The sequence below is a fragment of the Aeromonas dhakensis genome, from assembly GCF_002285935.1.
GTDB classification, from domain to species: domain Bacteria; phylum Pseudomonadota; class Gammaproteobacteria; order Enterobacterales; family Aeromonadaceae; genus Aeromonas; species Aeromonas dhakensis.
Map to the genome: position 1 here is coordinate 805233 of NZ_CP023141.1, position 19768 is coordinate 825000.

General features: G+C 60.5%; 21 protein-coding genes (1 of these 21 running past the window's edge). 16 read left to right on the top strand and 5 right to left on the bottom strand.

Annotation, left to right across the window (positions count from 1 at the left end; genetic code table 11):
* The first annotated feature begins 120 nt into the window (after positions 1 to 120).
* The 10 genes from CK627_RS04000 (at position 121) to glmU (ending at position 8485) form a co-directional block, all read left to right on the top strand.
* The gene (locus tag CK627_RS04000) at positions 121 to 531 is read left to right on the top strand and encodes an ATP synthase subunit I (RefSeq protein ID WP_024942393.1); all 411 of its coding nucleotides are present in this window, start codon (positions 121 to 123) and stop codon (positions 529 to 531) included.
* 8 nt (positions 532 to 539) lie between these two features.
* Positions 540 to 1322: a F0F1 ATP synthase subunit A gene (gene atpB / locus CK627_RS04005; RefSeq protein WP_005307200.1), complete on the top strand. Its 783-nt coding sequence runs from the start codon at positions 540 to 542 to the stop codon at positions 1320 to 1322.
* 58 nt (positions 1323 to 1380) lie between these two features.
* Positions 1381 to 1623: a F0F1 ATP synthase subunit C gene (gene atpE, locus CK627_RS04010; RefSeq protein WP_005307205.1), complete on the top strand. Its 243-nt coding sequence runs from the start codon at positions 1381 to 1383 to the stop codon at positions 1621 to 1623.
* 52 nt (positions 1624 to 1675) lie between these two features.
* Entirely contained in the window at positions 1676 to 2146 is a 471-nt protein-coding gene (gene atpF, locus CK627_RS04015) for a F0F1 ATP synthase subunit B (protein WP_005307207.1), read from the top strand.
* A 13-nt stretch (positions 2147 to 2159) separates the two neighbouring features.
* Positions 2160 to 2693, top strand: a complete 534-nt coding sequence (gene atpH, locus CK627_RS04020) for a F0F1 ATP synthase subunit delta (protein ID WP_010635592.1) — start codon at positions 2160 to 2162, stop codon at positions 2691 to 2693.
* Positions 2694 to 2708: 15 nt separating this feature from the next.
* The gene (gene atpA / locus CK627_RS04025) at positions 2709 to 4250 is read left to right on the top strand and encodes a F0F1 ATP synthase subunit alpha (RefSeq protein WP_005307210.1); all 1542 of its coding nucleotides are present in this window, start codon (positions 2709 to 2711) and stop codon (positions 4248 to 4250) included.
* A gap of 43 nt (positions 4251 to 4293) precedes the next feature.
* Entirely contained in the window at positions 4294 to 5160 is an 867-nt protein-coding gene (atpG, locus tag CK627_RS04030) for a F0F1 ATP synthase subunit gamma (protein ID WP_005307212.1), read from the top strand.
* 33 nt (positions 5161 to 5193) lie between these two features.
* Positions 5194 to 6582: a F0F1 ATP synthase subunit beta gene (gene atpD / locus CK627_RS04035; RefSeq protein ID WP_005307215.1), complete on the top strand. Its 1389-nt coding sequence runs from the start codon at positions 5194 to 5196 to the stop codon at positions 6580 to 6582.
* 18 nt (positions 6583 to 6600) lie between these two features.
* Positions 6601 to 7029: a F0F1 ATP synthase subunit epsilon gene (locus CK627_RS04040; protein ID WP_005307217.1), complete on the top strand. Its 429-nt coding sequence runs from the start codon at positions 6601 to 6603 to the stop codon at positions 7027 to 7029.
* A gap of 94 nt (positions 7030 to 7123) precedes the next feature.
* A complete protein-coding gene (gene glmU, locus CK627_RS04045) occupies positions 7124 to 8485 on the top strand; it encodes a bifunctional UDP-N-acetylglucosamine diphosphorylase/glucosamine-1-phosphate N-acetyltransferase GlmU (protein ID WP_095591735.1) in 1362 nt (453 codons plus the stop codon).
* A 50-nt stretch (positions 8486 to 8535) separates the two neighbouring features.
* On the opposite strand, the gene creD is transcribed toward glmU, so the two are convergent.
* The 4 genes from creD to blrA all read right to left on the bottom strand — a co-directional run bounded on the left by creD (position 8536) and on the right by blrA (position 13016).
* Entirely contained in the window at positions 8536 to 9897 is a 1362-nt protein-coding gene (gene creD, locus CK627_RS04050; protein ID WP_095591736.1) for a cell envelope integrity protein CreD, read from the bottom strand.
* A gap of 118 nt (positions 9898 to 10015) precedes the next feature.
* On the bottom strand, positions 10016 to 10810 hold the full coding sequence (blaOXA, locus tag CK627_RS04055; protein WP_095591737.1) for an OXA-12 family class D beta-lactamase: 795 nt from the start codon (positions 10808 to 10810) through the stop codon (positions 10016 to 10018).
* A 75-nt stretch (positions 10811 to 10885) separates the two neighbouring features.
* Positions 10886 to 12307: a beta-lactam sensor histidine kinase BlrB gene (gene blrB, locus CK627_RS04060; RefSeq protein ID WP_095591738.1), complete on the bottom strand. Its 1422-nt coding sequence runs from the start codon at positions 12305 to 12307 to the stop codon at positions 10886 to 10888.
* Between the two features lie 34 nt (positions 12308 to 12341).
* Complete coding sequence (gene blrA / locus CK627_RS04065) at positions 12342 to 13016, bottom strand: beta-lactam response regulator transcription factor BlrA (RefSeq protein ID WP_095591739.1); 675 nt, start codon at positions 13014 to 13016, stop codon at positions 12342 to 12344.
* Between the two features lie 122 nt (positions 13017 to 13138).
* Between blrA and CK627_RS04070 the strand changes: the two genes are divergently transcribed.
* Together CK627_RS04070 and glmS are read left to right on the top strand one after the other, a co-directional pair.
* Complete coding sequence (locus CK627_RS04070) at positions 13139 to 13912, top strand: DeoR/GlpR family DNA-binding transcription regulator (RefSeq protein ID WP_005307234.1); 774 nt, start codon at positions 13139 to 13141, stop codon at positions 13910 to 13912.
* A gap of 51 nt (positions 13913 to 13963) precedes the next feature.
* On the top strand, positions 13964 to 15796 hold the full coding sequence (gene glmS, locus CK627_RS04075) for a glutamine--fructose-6-phosphate transaminase (isomerizing) (protein WP_017785154.1): 1833 nt from the start codon (positions 13964 to 13966) through the stop codon (positions 15794 to 15796).
* Positions 15797 to 15865: 69 nt separating this feature from the next.
* Here glmS and CK627_RS04080 read toward each other — a convergent pair whose 3' ends face one another.
* Positions 15866 to 16642 (bottom strand): helix-turn-helix transcriptional regulator, encoded by a 777-nt coding sequence (locus CK627_RS04080; protein WP_016352388.1) that lies wholly within the window; start codon positions 16640 to 16642, stop codon positions 15866 to 15868.
* A gap of 209 nt (positions 16643 to 16851) precedes the next feature.
* On the opposite strand from CK627_RS04080, the gene CK627_RS04085 reads away from it, so the two are divergent.
* The 4 genes in view from CK627_RS04085 to CK627_RS04100 are tightly spaced (each overlapping or abutting the next) and all read left to right on the top strand, a layout consistent with a single transcriptional unit that may run on beyond the window.
* Entirely contained in the window at positions 16852 to 17613 is a 762-nt protein-coding gene (locus CK627_RS04085) for a DUF3450 domain-containing protein (protein WP_167385265.1), read from the top strand.
* Positions 17610 to 18917, top strand: a complete 1308-nt coding sequence (locus CK627_RS04090; RefSeq protein WP_095591740.1) for a MotA/TolQ/ExbB proton channel family protein — start codon at positions 17610 to 17612, stop codon at positions 18915 to 18917. Before CK627_RS04085 ends, CK627_RS04090 begins: the two co-directional genes overlap by 4 nt.
* Complete coding sequence (locus tag CK627_RS04095; RefSeq protein WP_005307253.1) at positions 18914 to 19444, top strand: MotA/TolQ/ExbB proton channel family protein; 531 nt, start codon at positions 18914 to 18916, stop codon at positions 19442 to 19444. Before CK627_RS04090 ends, CK627_RS04095 begins: the two co-directional genes overlap by 4 nt.
* Positions 19441 to 19768, top strand: the 5' portion of a protein-coding gene (locus CK627_RS04100; RefSeq protein WP_011707897.1) for an ExbD/TolR family protein. It continues 74 nt past the right edge of the window; the window shows 328 of its 402 coding nt (coding positions 1–328); it begins with the start codon at positions 19441 to 19443; its stop codon lies beyond the right edge, outside the window. Before CK627_RS04095 ends, CK627_RS04100 begins: the two co-directional genes overlap by 4 nt.

Sequence of the window (19768 nt, forward strand, 5' to 3'; positions counted from 1 at the left end):
AAGCCGCAAAAATTAAGGATTTTTGCCATGTTGCAATAGCTGTCTTCAAGGGTATAATTTGACCGGCTTTTTGGGCTGTAAACGCGGGGTCTTCGGATCCCGATTTTTTACAGTTCTGTAATGTTCAGGGGTAGGTTGGTGAAGCAGAAAATAGCCTTGGAAGGTTTAACGCTGGCCTTGGCTATGCTCGTTTGTCAGCTCGTCCTGATCCTGGCGATCAGTACCGTCTGGTTTTACCAGAGCGGTGCGTTTGCCGGACGCTCCTCTCTCTACGGGGGGAGCATGTACTGGGTTCCTCAAGCCCTGTTCACGCTCTGGGTTCTGCGCCGCAAGGTGACGAAAGAGAGCGTGGGCCTGGTTCTGCGGGACTTTTATGGTGGGGCAGGGATTAAGCTCATTACTACAACAGGACTTTTCGCCCTGATGTTTGGCGCCGGGATCGAGGTCGATACCGTCTCGTTCTTTGCCACTTATATCCTCGCCCTCGTTGTACAGTGGATAGTCTCATTCACGCTTAACAACCACTATTAGGAAAACTCATGTCTGCAACCGGAGAAGTCCTGACTCCTCAGGGATATATCTCCCACCATCTGACCCATCTGCAAGTCGGGTCTGGGTTCTGGACAGTCAATGTCGACTCAATGATATTTTCTGTTCTGTTGGGCGCTCTGTTTATCTGGTTGTTCCGCCGCGTAGCCGTCAACGCTACCAGTGGTGTGCCCGGTAAACTGCAGTGCTTTGTGGAGATGCTGGTCGAGTTTGTGAGTGGTAACGTCAAGGACATTTTTCACGGTCGCAACAAGGTCATCGCACCTTTGGCCCTGACGGTGTTTGTGTGGATCTTCCTGATGAACCTGATGGATCTGATCCCCGTTGACTTTATCCCCCACGCTGCACAGTTGATGGGTGTTCCCTATCTGCGTGTGGTTCCCTCTGCTGACGTTAACATCACCATGTCCATGGCTTTGGGCGTGTTCTTCTTGATCCTGTACTACAGCATCAAGGTCAAGGGTATCGGCGGGTTTGTGAAGGAGCTGACGCTTCAGCCTTTCAACCACCCGGCGGCCATCCCGGTTAACCTCATCCTGGAAACTGTTACGCTGATTTCCAAACCTGTTTCTCTGGGTCTTCGACTGTTCGGCAACATGTATGCTGGCGAACTGATCTTTATCCTGATTGCGGGTTTGCTACCCTGGTGGTCTCAGTGGATCCTGTCCGTGCCTTGGGCAATTTTCCACATCCTGATCATCACTTTGCAGGCGTTTATCTTCATGGTGCTGACCATCGTCTATCTGTCGATGGCTCAAGAAGACCATGGTTGATGCAACTCAAATAATCCTTTTTATACAATCAATTACATCTAAATAAATGGAGATCCTCATGGAAAACTTGAACATGGACCTGCTGTACATCGCTGCTGCAATGATGATGGGTCTGGCGGCTATCGGCGCTTCCATCGGTATCGGTATCCTGGGTGGCAAATTCCTGGAAGGTGCAGCTCGTCAACCGGACCTGATCCCTGTTCTGCGTACCCAGTTCTTCATCGTGATGGGTCTGGTGGATGCGATCCCGATGATCGCCGTTGGTCTGGGTCTGTACGTGATGTTTGCGGTTGCCGGCTAAGTCATAGCGACCTCCGGACATAACCCATTAACTAACTAAGAGGACACAGGCTGTGAATATCAACGCCACCCTCCTCGGCCAAGCAGTTGCTTTTTTCTTCTTCGTAGTGTTTTGCATGAAGTACGTGTGGCCGCCGCTGATGGCTGCCATCGAAGCCCGTCAGAAAACCATTGCTGACGGCCTCTCTTCTGCCGAGCGTGCCAAGAAAGATCTGGATTTGGCCAAGGCCAACGCCACCGATCAGCTGAAAGAAGCCAAGCTCCAGGCTGCAGAAATCATTGAACAGGCCAACAAACGCAAGGCCCAGATCATTGATGAAGCTGCTGCCGGTGCCCAATCTGAGCGGGAAAAAATCCTGGCTCAGGGCCGTGCCGAGATTGAAGCTGAACGTCATCGTGCCAAAGAAGAACTGCGTAAGCAGGTTGCTGCTCTTGCCATTGCTGGTGCAGAGAAGATCCTGGCGCGCCAAATCGACCAGGCTGCCAACAGCGACATCGTCGACAAGCTGGTAGCAGAACTGTAACGGGAACGGGGCTATGTCTGAACTGACTACAATCGCTCGCCCCTACGCCAAGGCTGCTTTCGAGTTTGCCGTTGAGCACAAGGCGGTTGACCAGTGGCTGGGGATGCTCGGCTTCGCTGCACAAGTAGCGGAGAACGAGACCATCCACAACCTGGTAAACGGCTCTGTGGCTGCCGAAGAGCTGGCAAAGTTGTTTGTCGGCATCTGTGGTGAGCAACTCGACGAGCATGGTCAGAACCTGATCCGGGTGATGGCCGAGAATGGTCGCTTGGGTGTGCTGCCGGCGGTCGTTGCCGAATTCATCGCGTTCAAGGCTGAACTGGATAAAGAAGTTCAGGCTGACGTGATTTCGGCGATCGAACTGACCGACCAGCAGAAAGCCAATATTCAGGCTTCTCTGGAACAACGTCTCGCGCGCAAAGTGAAGCTGAATTGCAGCATGGATGCGTCCTTGATGGCCGGGGTGCTCATCAAGGCCGGTGACCTGGTTATCGACGGCACGGTCCGCGGTAAGCTGGATCGCATGGCTGACGCGCTGCAATCTTGATTGGGGTATTAGAGCATGCAACTGAATTCCACTGAAATCGCCGAGCTGATCAAGCAGCGCATTGCGCAGTTTGATGTAAAGAGCGAAGCGCGTAACGAAGGTACCATCGTCTCTGTGAGCGACGGTATCATTCGTATTCACGGCCTGGCCGATGCCATGCAAGGTGAGATGATCGAGCTGCCGGGCAACCGCTACGCTCTGGCATTGAACCTAGAGCGTGACTCCGTCGGTGCGGTGATCATGGGTTCCTATGACGGTCTGTCAGAAGGAATGAAAGTAAAAGGGACTGGCCGCATTCTGGAAGTGCCGGTCGGTCGTGGTCTGTTGGGCCGGGTGTTGAACACCCTGGGTCAGCCGATCGACGGTAAAGGTCCAATCGACAACGACGGCTTCTCGCCGATCGAAGTGATTGCACCGGGCGTTATCGAGCGTAAGTCTGTTGACCAGCCGGTCCAGACCGGTCTGAAAGCCATCGATGCCATGATCCCTATCGGTCGTGGCCAGCGTGAGCTGATCATCGGTGACCGTCAGGTGGGTAAGACTGCCATCGCCATCGACACCATCATCAACCAGAAAGACTCCGGCATTAAGTGTGTCTACGTTGCGATCGGCCAGAAGGCCTCCACCATCGCCAACGTGGTACGCAAGCTGGAAGAGCACGGCGCCCTGGCCAACACCATCGTGGTGGTTGCCTCTGCCTCCGAAGCGGCTGCCCTGCAGTACCTGGCTCCGTATGCCGGCTGCTCCATGGGTGAGTACTTCCGTGACCGCGGTGAAGACGCGCTGATCATCTATGATGACCTGTCCAAGCAGGCCGTAGCTTATCGCCAGATCTCCCTGCTGCTGCGCCGTCCGCCAGGACGCGAAGCCTACCCGGGCGACGTTTTCTATCTGCACTCCCGTCTGCTGGAGCGTGCAGCTCGCGTCAACGCCGAGTACGTAGAGAAGTTCACCAACGGTGAAGTGAAAGGCCAGACCGGTTCTCTGACCGCGCTGCCGATCATCGAAACCCAGGCCGGTGACGTATCCGCGTTCGTTCCGACCAACGTGATCTCCATCACCGATGGCCAGATCTTCCTGACTTCACAACTGTTCAACTCCGGTATCCGTCCGGCCGTTGACCCGGGTATCTCCGTATCCCGTGTAGGTGGTGCCGCTCAGACCAAGATCGTCAAGAAGCTGTCCGGTGGTATCCGTACCGCGCTGGCCCAGTATCGCGAACTGGCTGCATTCGCCCAGTTCTCTTCCGACCTGGACGATGCGACCCGCAAGCAGCTGGACCACGGTCAGAAAGTGACCGAGCTGATGAAGCAGAAGCAGTACTCTCCGCTGAGCGTGGCTCACCAGTCTCTGGTGCTGTTCGCCGCGGAAAAAGGCTATCTCTCCGATGTCGAGCTGAACAAGATCGTCGACTTCGAAGCCGCTCTGCTCTCTTACGCCAATACCCAGCATGCCGAGCTGATGGCTGAAATCAATGCCAAGGCCGACTACAACGACGCGATCGTTGGCAAGCTGACTGCGTTGCTGGACAACTTCAAGGCAACCCAGACCTGGTAAGCGTGTGTGGCAGCGCGAGCTGCCACCTGATGGAGAGTAAGAGATGGCCGGCGCAAAAGAGATACGTAACAAGATCGCGAGTGTGAAAAACACTCAGAAGATCACCGGCGCTATGGAAATGGTGGCAGCAAGCAAGATGCGCCGTGCGCAAGATCGCATGTCTGCCAGCCGTCCGTACGCTGAAACCATGCGCAAGGTGATCGGCCATATCGCTCAGGGGAACCTGGAATACAAGCACCCCTACCTCATCGAACGTGAGGTCAAGCGAGTGGGTTACATCGTCGTCTCCACCGACCGTGGCCTGTGTGGTGGTCTGAACATCAACCTGTTCAAGGCTGCCCTCAATGACATGAAGCAATGGAGCGCGAAAGGAGCCAAGGTTGACCTGGCTCTGATCGGCAACAAGGCCTCCAACTTCTTTGAACGGCACGGCGCCAAGGTGAAAGCTCACGTCGCAGGACTGGGCGATAACCCGAGCGTCAATGACCTGATTGGTTCAGTCAAGGTCATGCTGAAGGCTTACGACAACGGTGAGATTGACAGGCTGTATCTGGTGTACAACAAGTTCGTCAACACCATGGTTCAGCAACCACGAGTCGATCAACTGCTGCCTTTGCCCGTAACTGAAGACAGCAAGCTCGCCAAGAAACACCACTGGGATTACCTCTATGAGCCGGATCCCAAGCAACTGCTGGATACCCTGCTGATTCGCTACGTCGAATCCCAGGTCTACCAGGGGGTAGTGGAAAACTTGGCAAGTGAACAGGCAGCCCGAATGGTTGCCATGCAAGCCGCGACTGACAACGCCGGTAACCTGATTAACGATCTGCAACTGGTATACAACAAGGCCCGTCAGGCCAGTATTACCCAGGAACTGACAGAGATCGTGTCCGGTGCTGCTGCGGTGTAAGGCAAGGGTTATCAAAGGTTTAGAGGATTTGACATGAGTAACGGTTTCATCGTCCAAATCATCGGCGCTGTGGTGGACATCGAGTTCCCGCAAGATGCCGTGCCCCAGGTGTACGATGCACTGAAGGTTGTCAGCGAAGGTCAAGGCCAGGGTCTGGTGCTGGAAGTTCAGCAGCAGATCGGTGGCGGCGTCGTTCGTTGCATCACCATGGGCTCCTCCGACGGTCTGCGTCGTGGGTTGGAAGTAGTGAATAGCGGTAAATCCATCCAGGTGCCGGTCGGTGTATCGACTCTGGGTCGGATCATGAACGTACTGGGCGATCCGATCGACGAAAAGGGTCCGATCGGTGAAGAAGAGCGTTGGTCCATCCACCGCGCGGCTCCCAGCTACGAAGATCAGTCCAACAGCAACGACCTGCTGGAGACCGGTATCAAGGTTATCGACCTGGTATGCCCGTTCGCCAAGGGTGGTAAGGTTGGTCTGTTCGGTGGTGCCGGTGTAGGCAAGACCGTAAACATGATGGAGCTGATCCGTAACATCGCGATCGAACACAGCGGTTACTCCGTGTTCGCCGGTGTAGGTGAGCGTACCCGTGAGGGTAACGACTTCTACCACGAGATGATGGAGTCCAACGTACTGGACAAAGTATCTCTGGTTTACGGTCAGATGAACGAGCCGCCCGGAAACCGTCTGCGCGTGGCGCTGACCGGCCTGACCATGGCCGAGAAGTTCCGTGACGAAGGTCGTGACGTGCTGTTCTTCGTGGACAACATCTACCGTTACACCCTGGCCGGTACCGAAGTATCCGCACTGCTGGGCCGTATGCCCTCCGCAGTAGGTTACCAGCCGACCCTGGCCGAGGAGATGGGTGTTCTGCAGGAGCGCATCACCTCCACCAAGACCGGTTCCATCACCTCCGTACAGGCCGTTTACGTGCCTGCGGATGACTTGACCGACCCGTCTCCGGCGACCACCTTCGCCCACCTGGATGCGACCGTGGTACTGTCCCGTCAGATCGCGGCACTGGGTATCTACCCGGCCGTTGACCCGCTGGACTCCACCTCCCGTCAGCTGGATCCGCTGGTGGTTGGCAAGGAGCACTACGAGACTGCTCGTGGCGTTCAGACCGTACTGCAGCGCTACAAAGAGCTGAAGGACATCATCGCCATCCTGGGTATGGATGAACTGTCAGAAGAAGACAAACTGACCGTAGCCCGTGCCCGTAAGATCGAGCGTTTCCTGTCCCAGCCGTTCTTCGTGGCCGAAGTGTTTACCGGTTCCCCGGGCAAATACGTGCCGCTGAAAGAGACCATCCGTGGTTTCCAGGGCATCCTGAAAGGCGAGTACGACGATCTGCCGGAGCAGGCGTTTTACATGGTTGGCAGCATCGACGAAGTTGTCGAGAAAGCCAAGAAACTGTAAGCCTCGATAGGAGGGCCCATGGCTGAGATGATCTCCTTTCACCTGGACGTGGTGAGTGCCGAAGGAAAACTGTTTTCCGGTCGCGTGCAGTCCGCTCAGGTATCAGGCTCCGAAGGTGAGCTGGGTCTCCGCCACGGTCATGCTCCGTTGCTGACTGCCATCAAGCCGGGCCTGGTCCGCTTGGTGAAGCAGAACGGAACTGAAGAGGTGCTGTACATCTCCGGCGGCATGCTGGAAGTGCAACCCGAAGCCGTGACCGTGCTGGCGGACACCGCGATTCGTGCCGACGATTTGGATGAGGCGAAAGCCCAGGAAGCCAAACGCGCGGCGGAAGAGCGGATTCACAGCTCCCATGGTGATATCGACTACGCCCAGGCCGCTACCGAGCTGGCCAAGGCGATGGCTCAACTGCGGGTCATCGATATCGTCAAAAAGAATTACCGTTAATAACGGTGAGGTAAAAAGCGACCTGCGGGTCGCTTTTTTTTTACTCGTTGGATAGACTCCGCCGAGTATTTCTTCATGTTCCAAAGGTCGAATTATGTCCCTCAACGTCGTGATCCTTGCTGCGGGTAAAGGTACCCGTATGCGTTCCTCCCTGCCCAAGGTGCTGCACCCGGTCGCCAACAAGCCCATGGTTTCCCATGTGATCGAGACTGCCCGCCAGGTGGGTGCCGAGCAGCTGCACCTGGTCTATGGCCACGGTGCCGAACTGCTGAAGGAGCGGATCCAGGCATCCGACCTGAACTGGGTGCTGCAGGCCCAGCAACTGGGAACCGGTCATGCGGTGGCCCAGGCCATCCCGTTCTGGAACGATGAAGACGACGTGCTGGTGCTGTACGGCGACACCCCGTTGATCCAGCCGGAGACCCTGCAGCGACTGCTGGCCGCCAAGGCCGACGACGGCATGGCGCTGCTGACCGTGGTGCTGGACAACCCGACCGGCTATGGCCGCATCGTGCGCAGCAATGGCCAGGTGGTCGGCATCGTCGAGCAGAAGGATGCCAACGCCGAGCAGCTGGCCATCCGCGAAGTGAACACCGGCGTGCTGGTGGCCAACGGTGGCCAGCTGCGCAGCTGGCTCTCCCGTCTGGACAACAAGAATGCCCAGGGCGAGTTCTATCTGACTGACGTGATCGCCATGGCCCACGCCGACAACTGCCCCATCGCCGCGGTTCACCCGGACAGCGCCATGGAGGTGGAAGGGGCCAACAACCGGGTGCAGCTGGCCCAGCTCGAGCGCAGCTATCAGCAGATGCAGGCCGAGAAGCTGATGATCGCCGGTGCCACCCTGATCGACCCGGCCCGCTTCGATCTGCGTGGCACCCTGGAGATCGGGGAAGAGGTGGTGATCGACGTCAACGTCATCATTGAAGGCAAGGTGGTGCTGGGCAACCACGTCCGCATCGGTGCCGGCAGCGTTCTGAAGGATTGCGTGATCGGCGATCACACCGAGGTGAAACCCTACTCCGTCATCGAAGGCGCGCAAATCGCCGACCAGTGCTCGGTCGGTCCTTTTACTCGCCTGCGCCCGGGTGCCGTACTGGAGCAGGATGCCCACGTCGGCAATTTCGTCGAGATGAAGAAGGCACGCCTCGGGGTTGGCTCCAAGTGCGGTCATCTGACCTATCTGGGGGATGCCGAGGTGGGTGCCAAGGTGAACATCGGGGCCGGCACCATCACCTGCAACTACGACGGGGTGAACAAGTTCCAGACCATCATCGAGGATGACGTCTTCGTCGGCTCCGATACCCAGCTGGTGGCGCCGGTGCGGATCGGCAAGGGGGCGACCCTGGGGGCCGGCTCCACCATCACCAAGGACGTGGCCGAGAACGAGCTGGTGATCACCCGGGTGGCTCAGCGTCATATTCCGAACTGGCCTCGCCCGGTCAAGAAGAAGTGATGCCCGATCAATGAAATGCAAACCGGCGCCTGATGGCGCCGGTTTTGTTTTCAGCTCTCCTGCCCGCTGGCAGGGGGCGTCGGGGCATTCCCCATCACCCGATACCAGTCCAGCTTGCGGGTCAGCACCATGACCAGCGCCAGGATGGCGAACAGCAGCAGGGCGCCGAGCAGCAGGGCTATCTCCTCGGCCTGCAGCAAGCCGAACAGGATGGCGTAGACCAGCCCCAGCAGGGCCGCGAAGCCGAGCCCCTGTTTGGGGCCGCCCAGCACATGGCTGAGGTAGAAGCCGTTGAGGGTCACGCTGGCCAGGGCGGCAATCAGATAGGCCCAGGCAAAGCCGAGGTGTTCGGTCAGTGCCAGCAGCACCAGATAGAAGATGGCCAGCCCCATGCCCACCAGCGCGTACTGGATCGGGTGCACCCGCAGCCCCTTGAGCAGCTCGAACATGAAGAAGCTGAGGAAGGTGAGGCCGATGAACAGCAGCGCATACTTGGCGGCCCGCTCGTTCTGCTGATAGTGATCCACCGGCTGCACCAGGCTGACGCTGAAGGCGGGCAGATCGCCGCTGGCACCCTTCATCATCCGGTTGAAACGGCTCTCCATGTCGGTGGCAAACCAGCTGCTCTGCCAGCTGGCCTCGAAACCGCTGGCGGTAAGGGTGCGGCTGCCCGGCAGAAAGTCGCCGATGAAGTTGGGGTGGGGCCAGTTGCTGGCGAGGTTGAGCCTGCTGTCCTGGCCGAGCGGCACCACTTCCAGCTGGTTCATCCCCTGCAGGTCCAGTTCGATGTGAAAAGCGCCGCCCTCCCCCGGCAGGGCCGCGAGCGGCGCATGGATGCCGGCCAGTCCGTCATCCAGCAAGGCGCCGGGGGCGAACGGGATGCGCTGCTCCCCCAGTTGCAGCTCGGGTACCCGGTTGATGCCGCGGGCATCGGACAGCACCAGGCTCAGATAGGGTTTGCCTGCCACCAGGGCGGGATCGGCGCCATCGACGGTCAGATCCGGTTCGCCGCTGATCAGGGTTTTACCGTTCAGTTCGGCAGGCAGTCGCCCGGAGAGGGAGAGCCGGGTGTGATAGACCTGGGCCTGGTAGATGCCGAGCTTGCGCGGGGTCACCTCCATGCTGGCCTGCACGTCCAGCTGCTCCGGCAGCAGGTAGCGGTAGAGCTGCAGCTTGCGCTCGAAGCGCTTGCCATCCTGCTCCACCGTGACGGTGCGGGTATAAGGCTGCACCACGACCGGCCCAAGCAGTCGCTGCGGACCGCTGCTGCTGGCCATGATGCTGTGGATGGCCTGGCTGCGATAGGCCTGGCGCTCCCGGTTCAGCTCCATGATGGATTGCACCGGCACCATCAGCAGCAGGCTGAGCAACAGCAGCAGAAAGATCTTGTGGCTGAATATCTGTTTGACCATGACACGTCTCCTTGTTGATGGAGCCGAGTGTGGCGGTCGTGGGTGAAGGGGAGATGGGGCAGTGTGAAGCGGGGGTGAAGGGGGATAAAAAAACCGGCGCAGAGCGCCGGTCTGGGTATCACAGGGTTTTCAGTTTGGCCGGCAGGGCGGCCAGCACCTCTTCCTTGGCCTTGAGGGAGGCGAACTGCTTGCCGGGTTTCTGCACCACGGTATGGACGAAGATGAGCTGCTTGCCCGGTTTGCTGGCCCAGCCGACGAACCAGCCGATCTGCTGATCCCGGTTGAGGCTGCCATCCAGCTTCTTCGGATAACCCATGCCGGTCTTGCCGTGGATCTGCCAGCCGTCGATCTCGCTCACCTTGAGGATGTTGGCGGTGTACTGCAGGGTCTGCGCCGACACCGGCAGCTTGCCGCCCACCATCTTGCCGAGGAAGCGGGCTTGCTCCTCTGGACTGATGGCCAGGCTGGCGCTGAGCCAGGCCTGGGTCAGACCGTCGTGTTTGCCGGGGTTGCCGGAAAGATCCCGGTTGCCGTAGTCGAAACGATCGATGTACTGCTGGAAGCGATCCATCCCCAGCCATTCGGTGATCTGCTGGGAGAACCAGACCACCGAGTAGGTTTCCCAGCGGCGCGGGGTGGTGGTCTCCCGCCAGGCGGGCAGCCAGTCGTCGTAACCCGGCTTGAAGGGCAGTGCCGGGTGCTCCTCGTCTACCAGAAAGCCGCTGTCATAACCCATCAGCGCCAGCGGGATTTTGAAGGTGGACGCGGGTGGCAGCTGGCTTGAACAATCCCCTTCGCTGGAGAGGGTCTGGCCGTTGCCGTCGGCATAGAGAAAGCAGCCGGTGGCGGCGCTGGCCGGCAGCGAAAACAGCAGGCCTGCGCCGAGCAGGCCGGATAACAGAAGGCGGGACATGGGGGCTCCTTGAGCACATAAAGTTCGCTGGGAAAACACCAGCATAGCGCCGCTTTATGTGGCCAGTGTGAAGTGTCAGCCCGCCGGCAACCAGAGTTCGGCCAGCACCCCGCCGTCAGGCTGGTTGGCGAGGGTCAGCCGGCCACCGTGCTGGCGGGCCACCTCGGTGGCGAAGCTGAGCCCCAGGCCGCTGCTCTTGCCCTTGTCGGGTCTGGGCAGCGAATAGAAGCGCTCGAAGATGCGCGGCAGGGCGTAGTCTGGAATGCCGGGCCCCTGATCCCGCACCCGGAAGCAGTAACCCCCCTCCTCCATGGCGCCGCTCAGCCTGAGGGTGCTGCCGACGGGGGAGAAGTCGAGAGCGTTGTCCAGCAGGTTGCCGAGGGCCTGCTCCACCAGCAGGGGATCCCACTTCTGTTTCTGGGTTTCCCCCAGCTCGGCGTGCAGGGTTATCTGGCGGCGCTGGGCCAGGATCTGGCGGGCGTCGAGCGCCCGTCTGCCCAGTCTGGCCGGCTCGACCGCCTGTCTGTCCAGCCCCTGCCCCGACTCCAGTTTGGCCAGCTGCAGCATCCGCTCGATCAGTTGCTGCATGCGGGCCGTCTCCAGATTGATGTTGCCGATAAAACGAGTGGCGACGTCAGGTGGCGGCGCCTCGGTCAGTATTTCCCCTGCCCCGCGGATGGCGGCCAGCGGGCTCTTGAGCTCGTGGGTCAGGCTGTGTACATAGGCTTCGATGTAGGCCTTGCCGTCCAGCTGGCGGCGCATGGTCTCAAGGGAGCGGCCGAGCCGATCCAGCTCCGGGCTGTAGAGGCGTGGCAGAGTGGCGGGCTGGCCCTGGTTGACCGCATCGGCATAGTGCACCAGCTTGCCGATGGCGCGGTTGAGCCACCACACCAGCAGGGCACCGATGAGCAGTGAGATGAACAGCAGCAAGGCTGCCCCCTGCAGCAGCTGGTGCTCGCTGCGTTCTATCATGGGCAGCAGGGTGCGGTTGGGTTTGGCGACGGTGAGGGAGCCGAGGATGTCGTCCCCCTCCCGTAGCGGGGCGGCGACGTGCATCACCGAGCTGGTGGGATCGTCGGGATCGCTGCGGGTGCTGCGGGCGCCGTATTCGCCGCGCAGGGTCAGGTAGACATCGTTCCAGCGCGAGTAGTCCTTGCCCAGGTCCACCCCGTCCGAGTCGTAAACCACCTTGCCCCAGCGATCGACCACATAGATGCGGTACTCCGCCTGCTGCTTGAGGTGGCCGTCAATGAGGGCGTTGATGGGGCTCTGGTTGAGGCGGGCGAAGGCGCTGGCCAGCCGGCCGTCGGCCATCTTCCCCTCCTGCAGGTCATCCAGCGCCAGCGGGGCCAGCATCTGGGCCATGTCTACCAGGGTATCTTCGGTGGCGCTGCGCACCCCGGGTTTGATCTCCTCGACGAAGATCTCCAGCACGAACCAGGCGGCCAGCGCAAAGATCAGCACCAGCCCGCACAGCAGTTGCAGTCCGATTCTCATGTCATCCCCCGGCCGTGACCCGGCAACCGTCTGTTCATGCCTGCTCCAGGCTGTAACCCAATCCGCGGTGGGTCAGGATCAGGTTGGCGTCCGGATCACGCTCTCGCAGCTTGGCGCGGATGGTCTTGATGTGGGTGTCGACGGTGCGATCCAGGCTCTCCTCCGCCCCGCTCCACACCAGATCCATCAGCTGCTGGCGGGAGTAGACCCGGCCCGGCGTCAGCATCAGGGTCTTGAGCAGCAGGTATTCGTAGCGGGTGAGCGCTAGCGGCTGGCCGTGAAAGCTGATGCGGGCTCGCTCCTCGTCCAGGGTGAGGGTCTGGCTCGGTTGGGGGGCGGCTGGCTGGCTGCGGCGCAGGATGACCCGCACCCTGGCGCACACCTCGCGGGGCGAGAAGGGCTTGGCCACGTAGTCGTCGGCGCCTATCTCCAGCCCGATCAGCCGGTCTATCTCTTCGCTGCGGGCGGTGAGGAACATCAGGGGAACGTCGCAGCGGGCTCGTACCTCCTTGCACAGCTCGAAGCCGCTGATGTCCGGCAGACCCACATCCAGGATCAGGAAGTCGGGGCGCGTCTGTTCCAGTCGTGCCAGCAGCGGCTGGCCGAGGGAAAACCACTCCACCTCGAAACCGTCGGTTTGCAGGGCATAGATCAGGGTGTCGGCGATGCTGGCTTCATCTTCTACCAGCCAGATGGTTCGTTTTTGCATGGCATCCTCGTCGCAAATCAGCCCCCCATTCTGGCATCGAACCATATCGGATCCTATTTGCCGTTTGATTTTTCCAGAAAAGGCATTAATATTTCGATATTCTTTCGAATCGAAACTTTAAGATGACCAAACGTAATACTCAGCAGCGCCGTCACACCATAGTGAGCCTGGTGCAGGAGCAGGGTGAAGTGAGCGTCGATGCCCTGGCCAAGCACTTCTCCACCTCCGAGGTGACCATTCGCAAAGATCTGGCCGTGCTGGAGACCGGTGGCCTGTTGCTGCGTCGTTACGGTGGCGCCGTGCCCCTGCCCAGCGAGATGGTGGTGGACGGCAATCCAGAGCAAGTTTCGAAACGAAAGCTGGCTATCGCCAAGGCGGCGGCCGAACGGATCCGCGATCACAACCGCGTCATCATCGACAGCGGCACCACCACCAGCGCCATGATCCCGCTGCTCGGCAACAAGCGCGGTCTCATCGTGATGACCAACTCCCTCAATGTAGCCGGCGCCCTGCGCGAGCTGGAAAACGAGCCTACCCTGTTAATGACGGGAGGCACATGGGACCCCCACTCCGAATCCTTCCAGGGTCAGGTGGCGGAGCAGGTGCTGCGCTCCTATGACTTCGACCAGCTGTTCATCGGCGCCGACGGCATCGATCCGGAACGCGGTACCACCACCTTCAACGAGCTGGTGGGCCTGTCCCGGGTGATGGCCGAGGTGTCGCGGGAGGTCATCGTCATGGTGGAGTCGGAAAAGATCGGTCGCAAGATCCCCAATCTCGAACTGCCCTGGTCCAGCATCCATACCCTGGTGACCGACGAGGGGCTGGCCATCTCGGCCAGAGAACGAATTCAGGCCAAGGGGATCCAGCTGATCTGCGCCCCCGTGGCAGTCTGACCTGAACAAATAAATATCCAACCGAATCAATAGCGTCTTAAGGAGAAGTGTATGTGTGGCATCGTCGGGGCCGTCGCCCAACGTGATGTGGCTGAAATTCTGGTAGAGGGTCTGCGCCGTCTGGAATACCGCGGCTACGATTCGGCCGGTGTGGCCGTGTTCAGCGCCAGTCAGCCGCTGCAGCGGGTGCGTCGCCTCGGCAAGGTGGCCGAGCTGGCCAAGGCGCTGGACGAGCAGTCCGTCCATGGCGGTACCGGCATCGCCCACACTCGCTGGGCCACTCACGGCGAACCGTCCGAGCGCAATGCCCACCCTCACGTCTCCGAGCATATCGTGGTGGTGCATAACGGCATCATCGAGAACCACGAAGAGCTGCGGGAAGAGTTGAAGGCGTTGGGCTATGTGTTCAGCTCCGACACCGATACCGAGGTGATCGCCCACCTGGTGCACCACGAGCTGAAATCCGCCCCCAGCCTGCTGGCTGCCATGCAGGTGGCGGTGAAGCAGCTGCGTGGCGCCTACGGCACTGTAGTGATGGACAGCCGTGACGACAGCCGCGTGGTGGTGGCTCGTTCCGGCTCCCCGCTGGTGATCGGCCGCGGCATCGGCGAGAACTTCATCGCTTCCGACCAGATGGCGCTGCTGCCGGTGACCCGTCGCTTCATCTTCCTGGAAGAGGGTGACGTGGCCGAAGTGACCCGTCGCGACGTGCACATCTTCGATACCCACGGCGAGGCCGTGGTGCGTGAAGAGCAGGAGTCCGAACTCTCCCACGACGCCGGTGACAAGGGCGAGTACCGCCACTACATGCTCAAAGAAATCCACGAGCAACCCAAGGCCATCACCAACACCCTGGAAGGGCGTCTGGGTGGTGATCACGTGGTGGTCGAGTCGTTCGGCAACGGTGCGCGTGCCATCTTCGACAAGGTCGATCACGTGCAGATCGTCGCCTGCGGCACCTCCTATCACTCCGGCATGGTGGCTCGCTACTGGTTCGAAGAGATCGCCGGCGTCTCTTGCGACGTGGAGATCGCCTCCGAATTCCGCTATCGCAAGTCGGTGGTGCGCCCCAACAGCCTGCTGGTGACCCTATCCCAGAGTGGCGAGACCGCCGATACCCTGGCCGCCTTGCGCCTGGCCAAGGAGTCCGGCTATATGAGCTCGCTGGCCATCTGCAACGTGCCGGGCTCCTCCCTGGTGCGCGAATCGGATCTGGCCTTTATGACCCGAGCGGGGGCTGAAATTGGCGTGGCCTCTACCAAGGCGTTCACCACCCAGCTGGCCGGTCTGCTGATGCTGGTGGCCTCCATCGGTCGTTGCCGCGGCCACCTGAGCACCGCCGCCGAAGCCGAGCTGGTCAAGGCGCTGCAGGCCCTGCCGCTGCGCATCAAGGAGAGCCTGGCGCTGGCCAAGGATATCGAGGCCCTGGCCGAAGAGTTTGCCGACAAGCACCACAGCCTGTTCCTGGGTCGCGGCAGCCAGTACCCCATCGCCATGGAAGGGGCGCTCAAGCTGAAAGAGATCTCCTACATCCACGCCGAGGCCTATGCCGCCGGTGAGTTGAAGCACGGTCCGCTGGCGCTGATCGATGCCGAGATGCCCATCATAGTGGTGGCGCCGAACAACGATCTGCTGGAGAAGCTCAAGTCCAACGTGGAAGAGGTGCGTGCCCGTGGCGGTATCCTCTACGTCTTCGCCGATGCCGATACCGGCTTCAAGAGCGACGAGACCATGCGGGTGATGAGCCTGAACCACGTGGAAGAGGTGATCGCGCCGATCGTCTATACCGTGCCGCTGCAGCTGCTCTCCTACCATGTTGCCCTCATCAAGGGCACCGACGTGGATCAGCCGCGCAACCTGGCGAAATCCGTGACCGTGGAATAAGCCGTCGCCGGAAATGAAAAAAGAGCCGCATTGCGGCTCTTTTTTATTGGCTGTGCTGCCGGGCTGGCGTCACGACAACCGCAGGTTGGTGATAGTCACGTCGTCCAGCGAAGGTACTATGATGCCGCTGGAGATGCTCTTGGCGATCGCCTGGTTGCGGTTCTTCGAGTCGGTCTTGTTGGTAACCTGATTGAGGTGGAAGTTCACGGTCCGCTCGCTGATGCCGAGGATGGTGGCGATCTCCCAGGAGGTCTTGCCCTCGCTGGCCCAGAACAGGCACTCCTTCTCCCGATCGGACAGTTCGGTCAGGTACTTCATCAGATCCGGCCTGCTCTTTATCAGCTGCAGCGCCGAGTTGAAGATGTAGCTGGCGCAGAACGACAGCAAGGGAACGTTTTCAAACATCAGATCGGAATTGGACTTCTCCTTGCTGATGAAAGAGAGGATGCCGTGTTCCCCCTGCGGCGTGTGCAGCGGGAAGGAGACGCCGTTTCTCACCCCGAAGTCGGCGGCCAGGTTCATCACCTCCCGGCTGGCGCTGGGCAGCCAGGGGGAGTCGCAGTCGAGCTTGTTCCAGAAGATGGGCTGGGTTTGCTTCAGTCCCAGGAAGACGACCGGATCCTGGGTCAGGTAGTGCCGCTCCGAGTAGGCATCGAACCAGCTGGTGGGGCAGTTGTTGAACAACGCCACATGGGATTTCTGCATGCTGATGGGGAAAATAATCAGCAAACGAAAGTAATCAAAGCCCATCTGGTGACTGAAGCGCTCCAGCTGCTGCTGGATATCGCTGGTCTTCTTGGCCTTGGTGAACCGATCGATATGTTCCCAGATCGCATCGTTGAACATGAACTTCTCCTTTTTCGATCTCTATCACATTGATCGAAAAGATATTTTTTATTTATTAATTTGGTGTTGTGACGAACAACGCCAGTGACTCCCGTGCTTGCTTAAAAATTATCCTGTTTTTTCAGCCGAAGGCCAACAAAATCATCTGATTGCCACTGACCCTCCACTCTGAGACAATGAGAATAGTTATCATTGTTAAGATTTATATCATGAACAAGTTTTGGGGTTTGGCCTTGTTGCCACTGTCAGTCCACTTCGCTGCCGGCGCCGACGAGCTGGTCGCGCCGGCACTGAAAAACAGCATAGCTGCCGGGAAAGCCTCCCAGCAGCGCGTGGAGAAAGCCGCCGATGCGGCCGTTGCCGCCAGGCTGGAGCTGCAGAATGCGCAGCTGCAACTGCGCGATCTGGAAGCCTACAACCGCTACATGCAGTCTCTGGTGGCCGATCAGCAAAATGAGCTGGGCAAGCTGAATCAGCAGCTGGAGGCGGTACAGGAGACCCGGCAGGGCCTGATCCCGCTGATGCTGCAGATGCAGGCCGAGCTGGAACAGCTGGTGGAGAGCGACATTCCGCTGCGCAAGGAAGATCGCCTGGCGCGGGTTGAACAGCTGAAAGCCACCCTGGCCCGAGCCGACGTGAGCGAGGCGGAGAAGTTCCGCCAGCTGCTGCAGGCCTACCAGATCGAAGCGGAATACGGCAGCCGGCTCGACAGCTATGCCGCCGAACTGGTGCTGGACGGCGCGGCGCGCCGGGTCGACGTGCTGGCGGTGGGTCGGGTCTCCCTGTTGGCGATGACCGCCGATCGTTCCCAGGCGTGGCGCTGGTCCGGGCAGAACAAGCAGTGGCAGCCCCTCGACAGCCAGTGGCTCTCCCCCGTCGCCGAGGCACTGGAGATGGCCGCCGACAAGAAGGTTCCCCAGTTGTTGAATGTCCCCCTTTCCGTCAGCCGTGGTCAGGAGGCCCAGTCATGAGCGTCACCATGAAGTGGTTCCCCCTCGCCCTCGCCCTCGCTCTGGGCACCACTGCCGCCGTGGCCGACGAAGCCTGGCAGCAGCAGGAACAGGCCCGTGAACAGCAGGCGCAGCAGGATCTGGCGTCCGTTTCCAAGGAGCTGAACAGTGCCCGCGCCAAGCTGGCCGAGGCCCAGCGCCTGAGCAAGGAGCTGGCCAGCCAGTTCGCTACCAATGAGAAGCAGCTGGCGGAGCTCAATGCCCAGTGGGAGCAGGCCTCCGGCGACATGAACGAGATCTTTGCGGTCACCCGTCAGGGGGCCAGCGATGCGGTCAAGCTGCTGAGTGAATCCGCGGTCGAAGGTCAGTACCCCGAGCGCCTCGCGCCGCTCAAGGCGATGGCACAGGAGAAGCAGGTACCGGATCGCGCCGCCCTCGCCCTGCTGCCTGCCACCTTGCTGCAGGAGATCCGCGAGTCGGGCCGGGTTGCCCAGTTCAACGGCAAGGTGCTGGATGCCCAGGGGGCGGCCAGCGAGCAGTCGCTGACCCGGATCGGCAGCTTCGCGCTGTTTGGCGAGCAGGGGTTCCTGCAACCAACCGCCGAAGGCCTGAGCCCGGTGCTGGGCCTGCCCGGCAACGTGCTCTCCGCCGCGGCCGCTTATCAGGGCCAGGAAGGGGAAGCGCTGCCGCTGGATCCCTCCCACGGCACCCTGCTGGCAATGCTGGCGCAAGCCCCTACCTTCTGGCAGCAAGTCCAGCAGGGCGGCCAGGTCGGCGCCATCATAGTGCTGCTGGCCGCCATCGGCCTGGGGATCGCCGGGGGGCGGCTGTGGAGCCTCTCCCGTGAACTGGGTCGGGTTCGTCGCCAGCTCAAGAGCGGTGAATATCATGCCGACAACGCCCTCGGCCGGGTGCTGACGGTGGCCGACAAGCATCCAGAGCTGAGCATGGAGACCCTCGAACTGCGTCTCGACGAGGCGATCCTGCAGGAGACCCCTCGCATGGAGCGCGGCATCGGCATGGTCAAGGTGATCGCGGCCATTGCCCCCATGCTGGGGCTGCTCGGCACCGTGACCGGGATGATCGGCACCTTCCAGGCCATCACCCAGTTCGGCACCGGCGATCCCAAGATCATGGCGGGCGGCATCTCCATGGCACTGGTCACCACGGTACAGGGTCTGGTCGCGGCCATTCCGCTGATCCTGGCCCACAGCCTGCTGCAATCCCGCTTCACCGAGCTCTCCAACGTGCTGGAGCAGCAGGTGGCCGGCATTCTGGCCGAGCGGGCCGAAAGCAACCGTGACGGGATGGAGCGGGCGGCATGATGCTCGACATCTGGCAACAGCTGCAGAGCTTCATGGGTCGTGGCGGCCCGGTGCTCTGGGTCATTCTGGCCCTGCTGGTGCTGATGTGGATTCTGATGATCGAGCGGCTGCTCTACCTCAACCTGGGGTTTGCCCCGCTGCAGCGCCAGCTGCTCGGCCGCTGGCAGGCCCGCAGCGAGCGTCACAGCTGGCACGCTCGGGCGATTCGCGGGCGCTGGCTGGCCGAGGCCGAGCTTGAGCTCAACCGTCATCTGATCTTCATCCGCACCCTGGTGGTGCTCTGCCCCATGCTGGGGTTGCTGGGTACCGTGACCGGCATGATAGGCGTATTCGATGCGTTGGCCGCGGCCAACCGCTTTAACCCGGAGAGCATGGCGGGCGGGATCTCCCGTGCCACCATCCCCACCATGGCTGGCATGGTGGTCGCGCTCTCCGGCGTGTTGTTACTCAGCCGGCTCGAGAGCCAGGCCAAGCGTGCGCTGGCCAAGACCCGGGACGGCCTGCGAGAAGAGAAGGTAATGCAATGAGACGGCAATCCAAACGCCAGCGTGACGAAGTGCAGATCGACATGACCCCCATGCTGGATATCGTGTTCATCATGCTGATCTTCTTTATTGTCACCACCTCCTTCGTGCGCGAAGCCGGGCTCGAGGTGCACAGGCCCCAGGCCAGTCAGGCCAAGGCGCAGAAGTCCTCCAGCATCATGCTGGCGATCGGCGCCCAGGGGCAGATCTTCCTCGACCGCAAGCAGATCGACGTGGAGCGGGTGCAGGCCAGCGTCGCCCGCCTGCTGGCGGAACAGCCCGATGCCAGCCTGGTGATCCAGGCCGACGAGCGGGTTCCCCACGGCA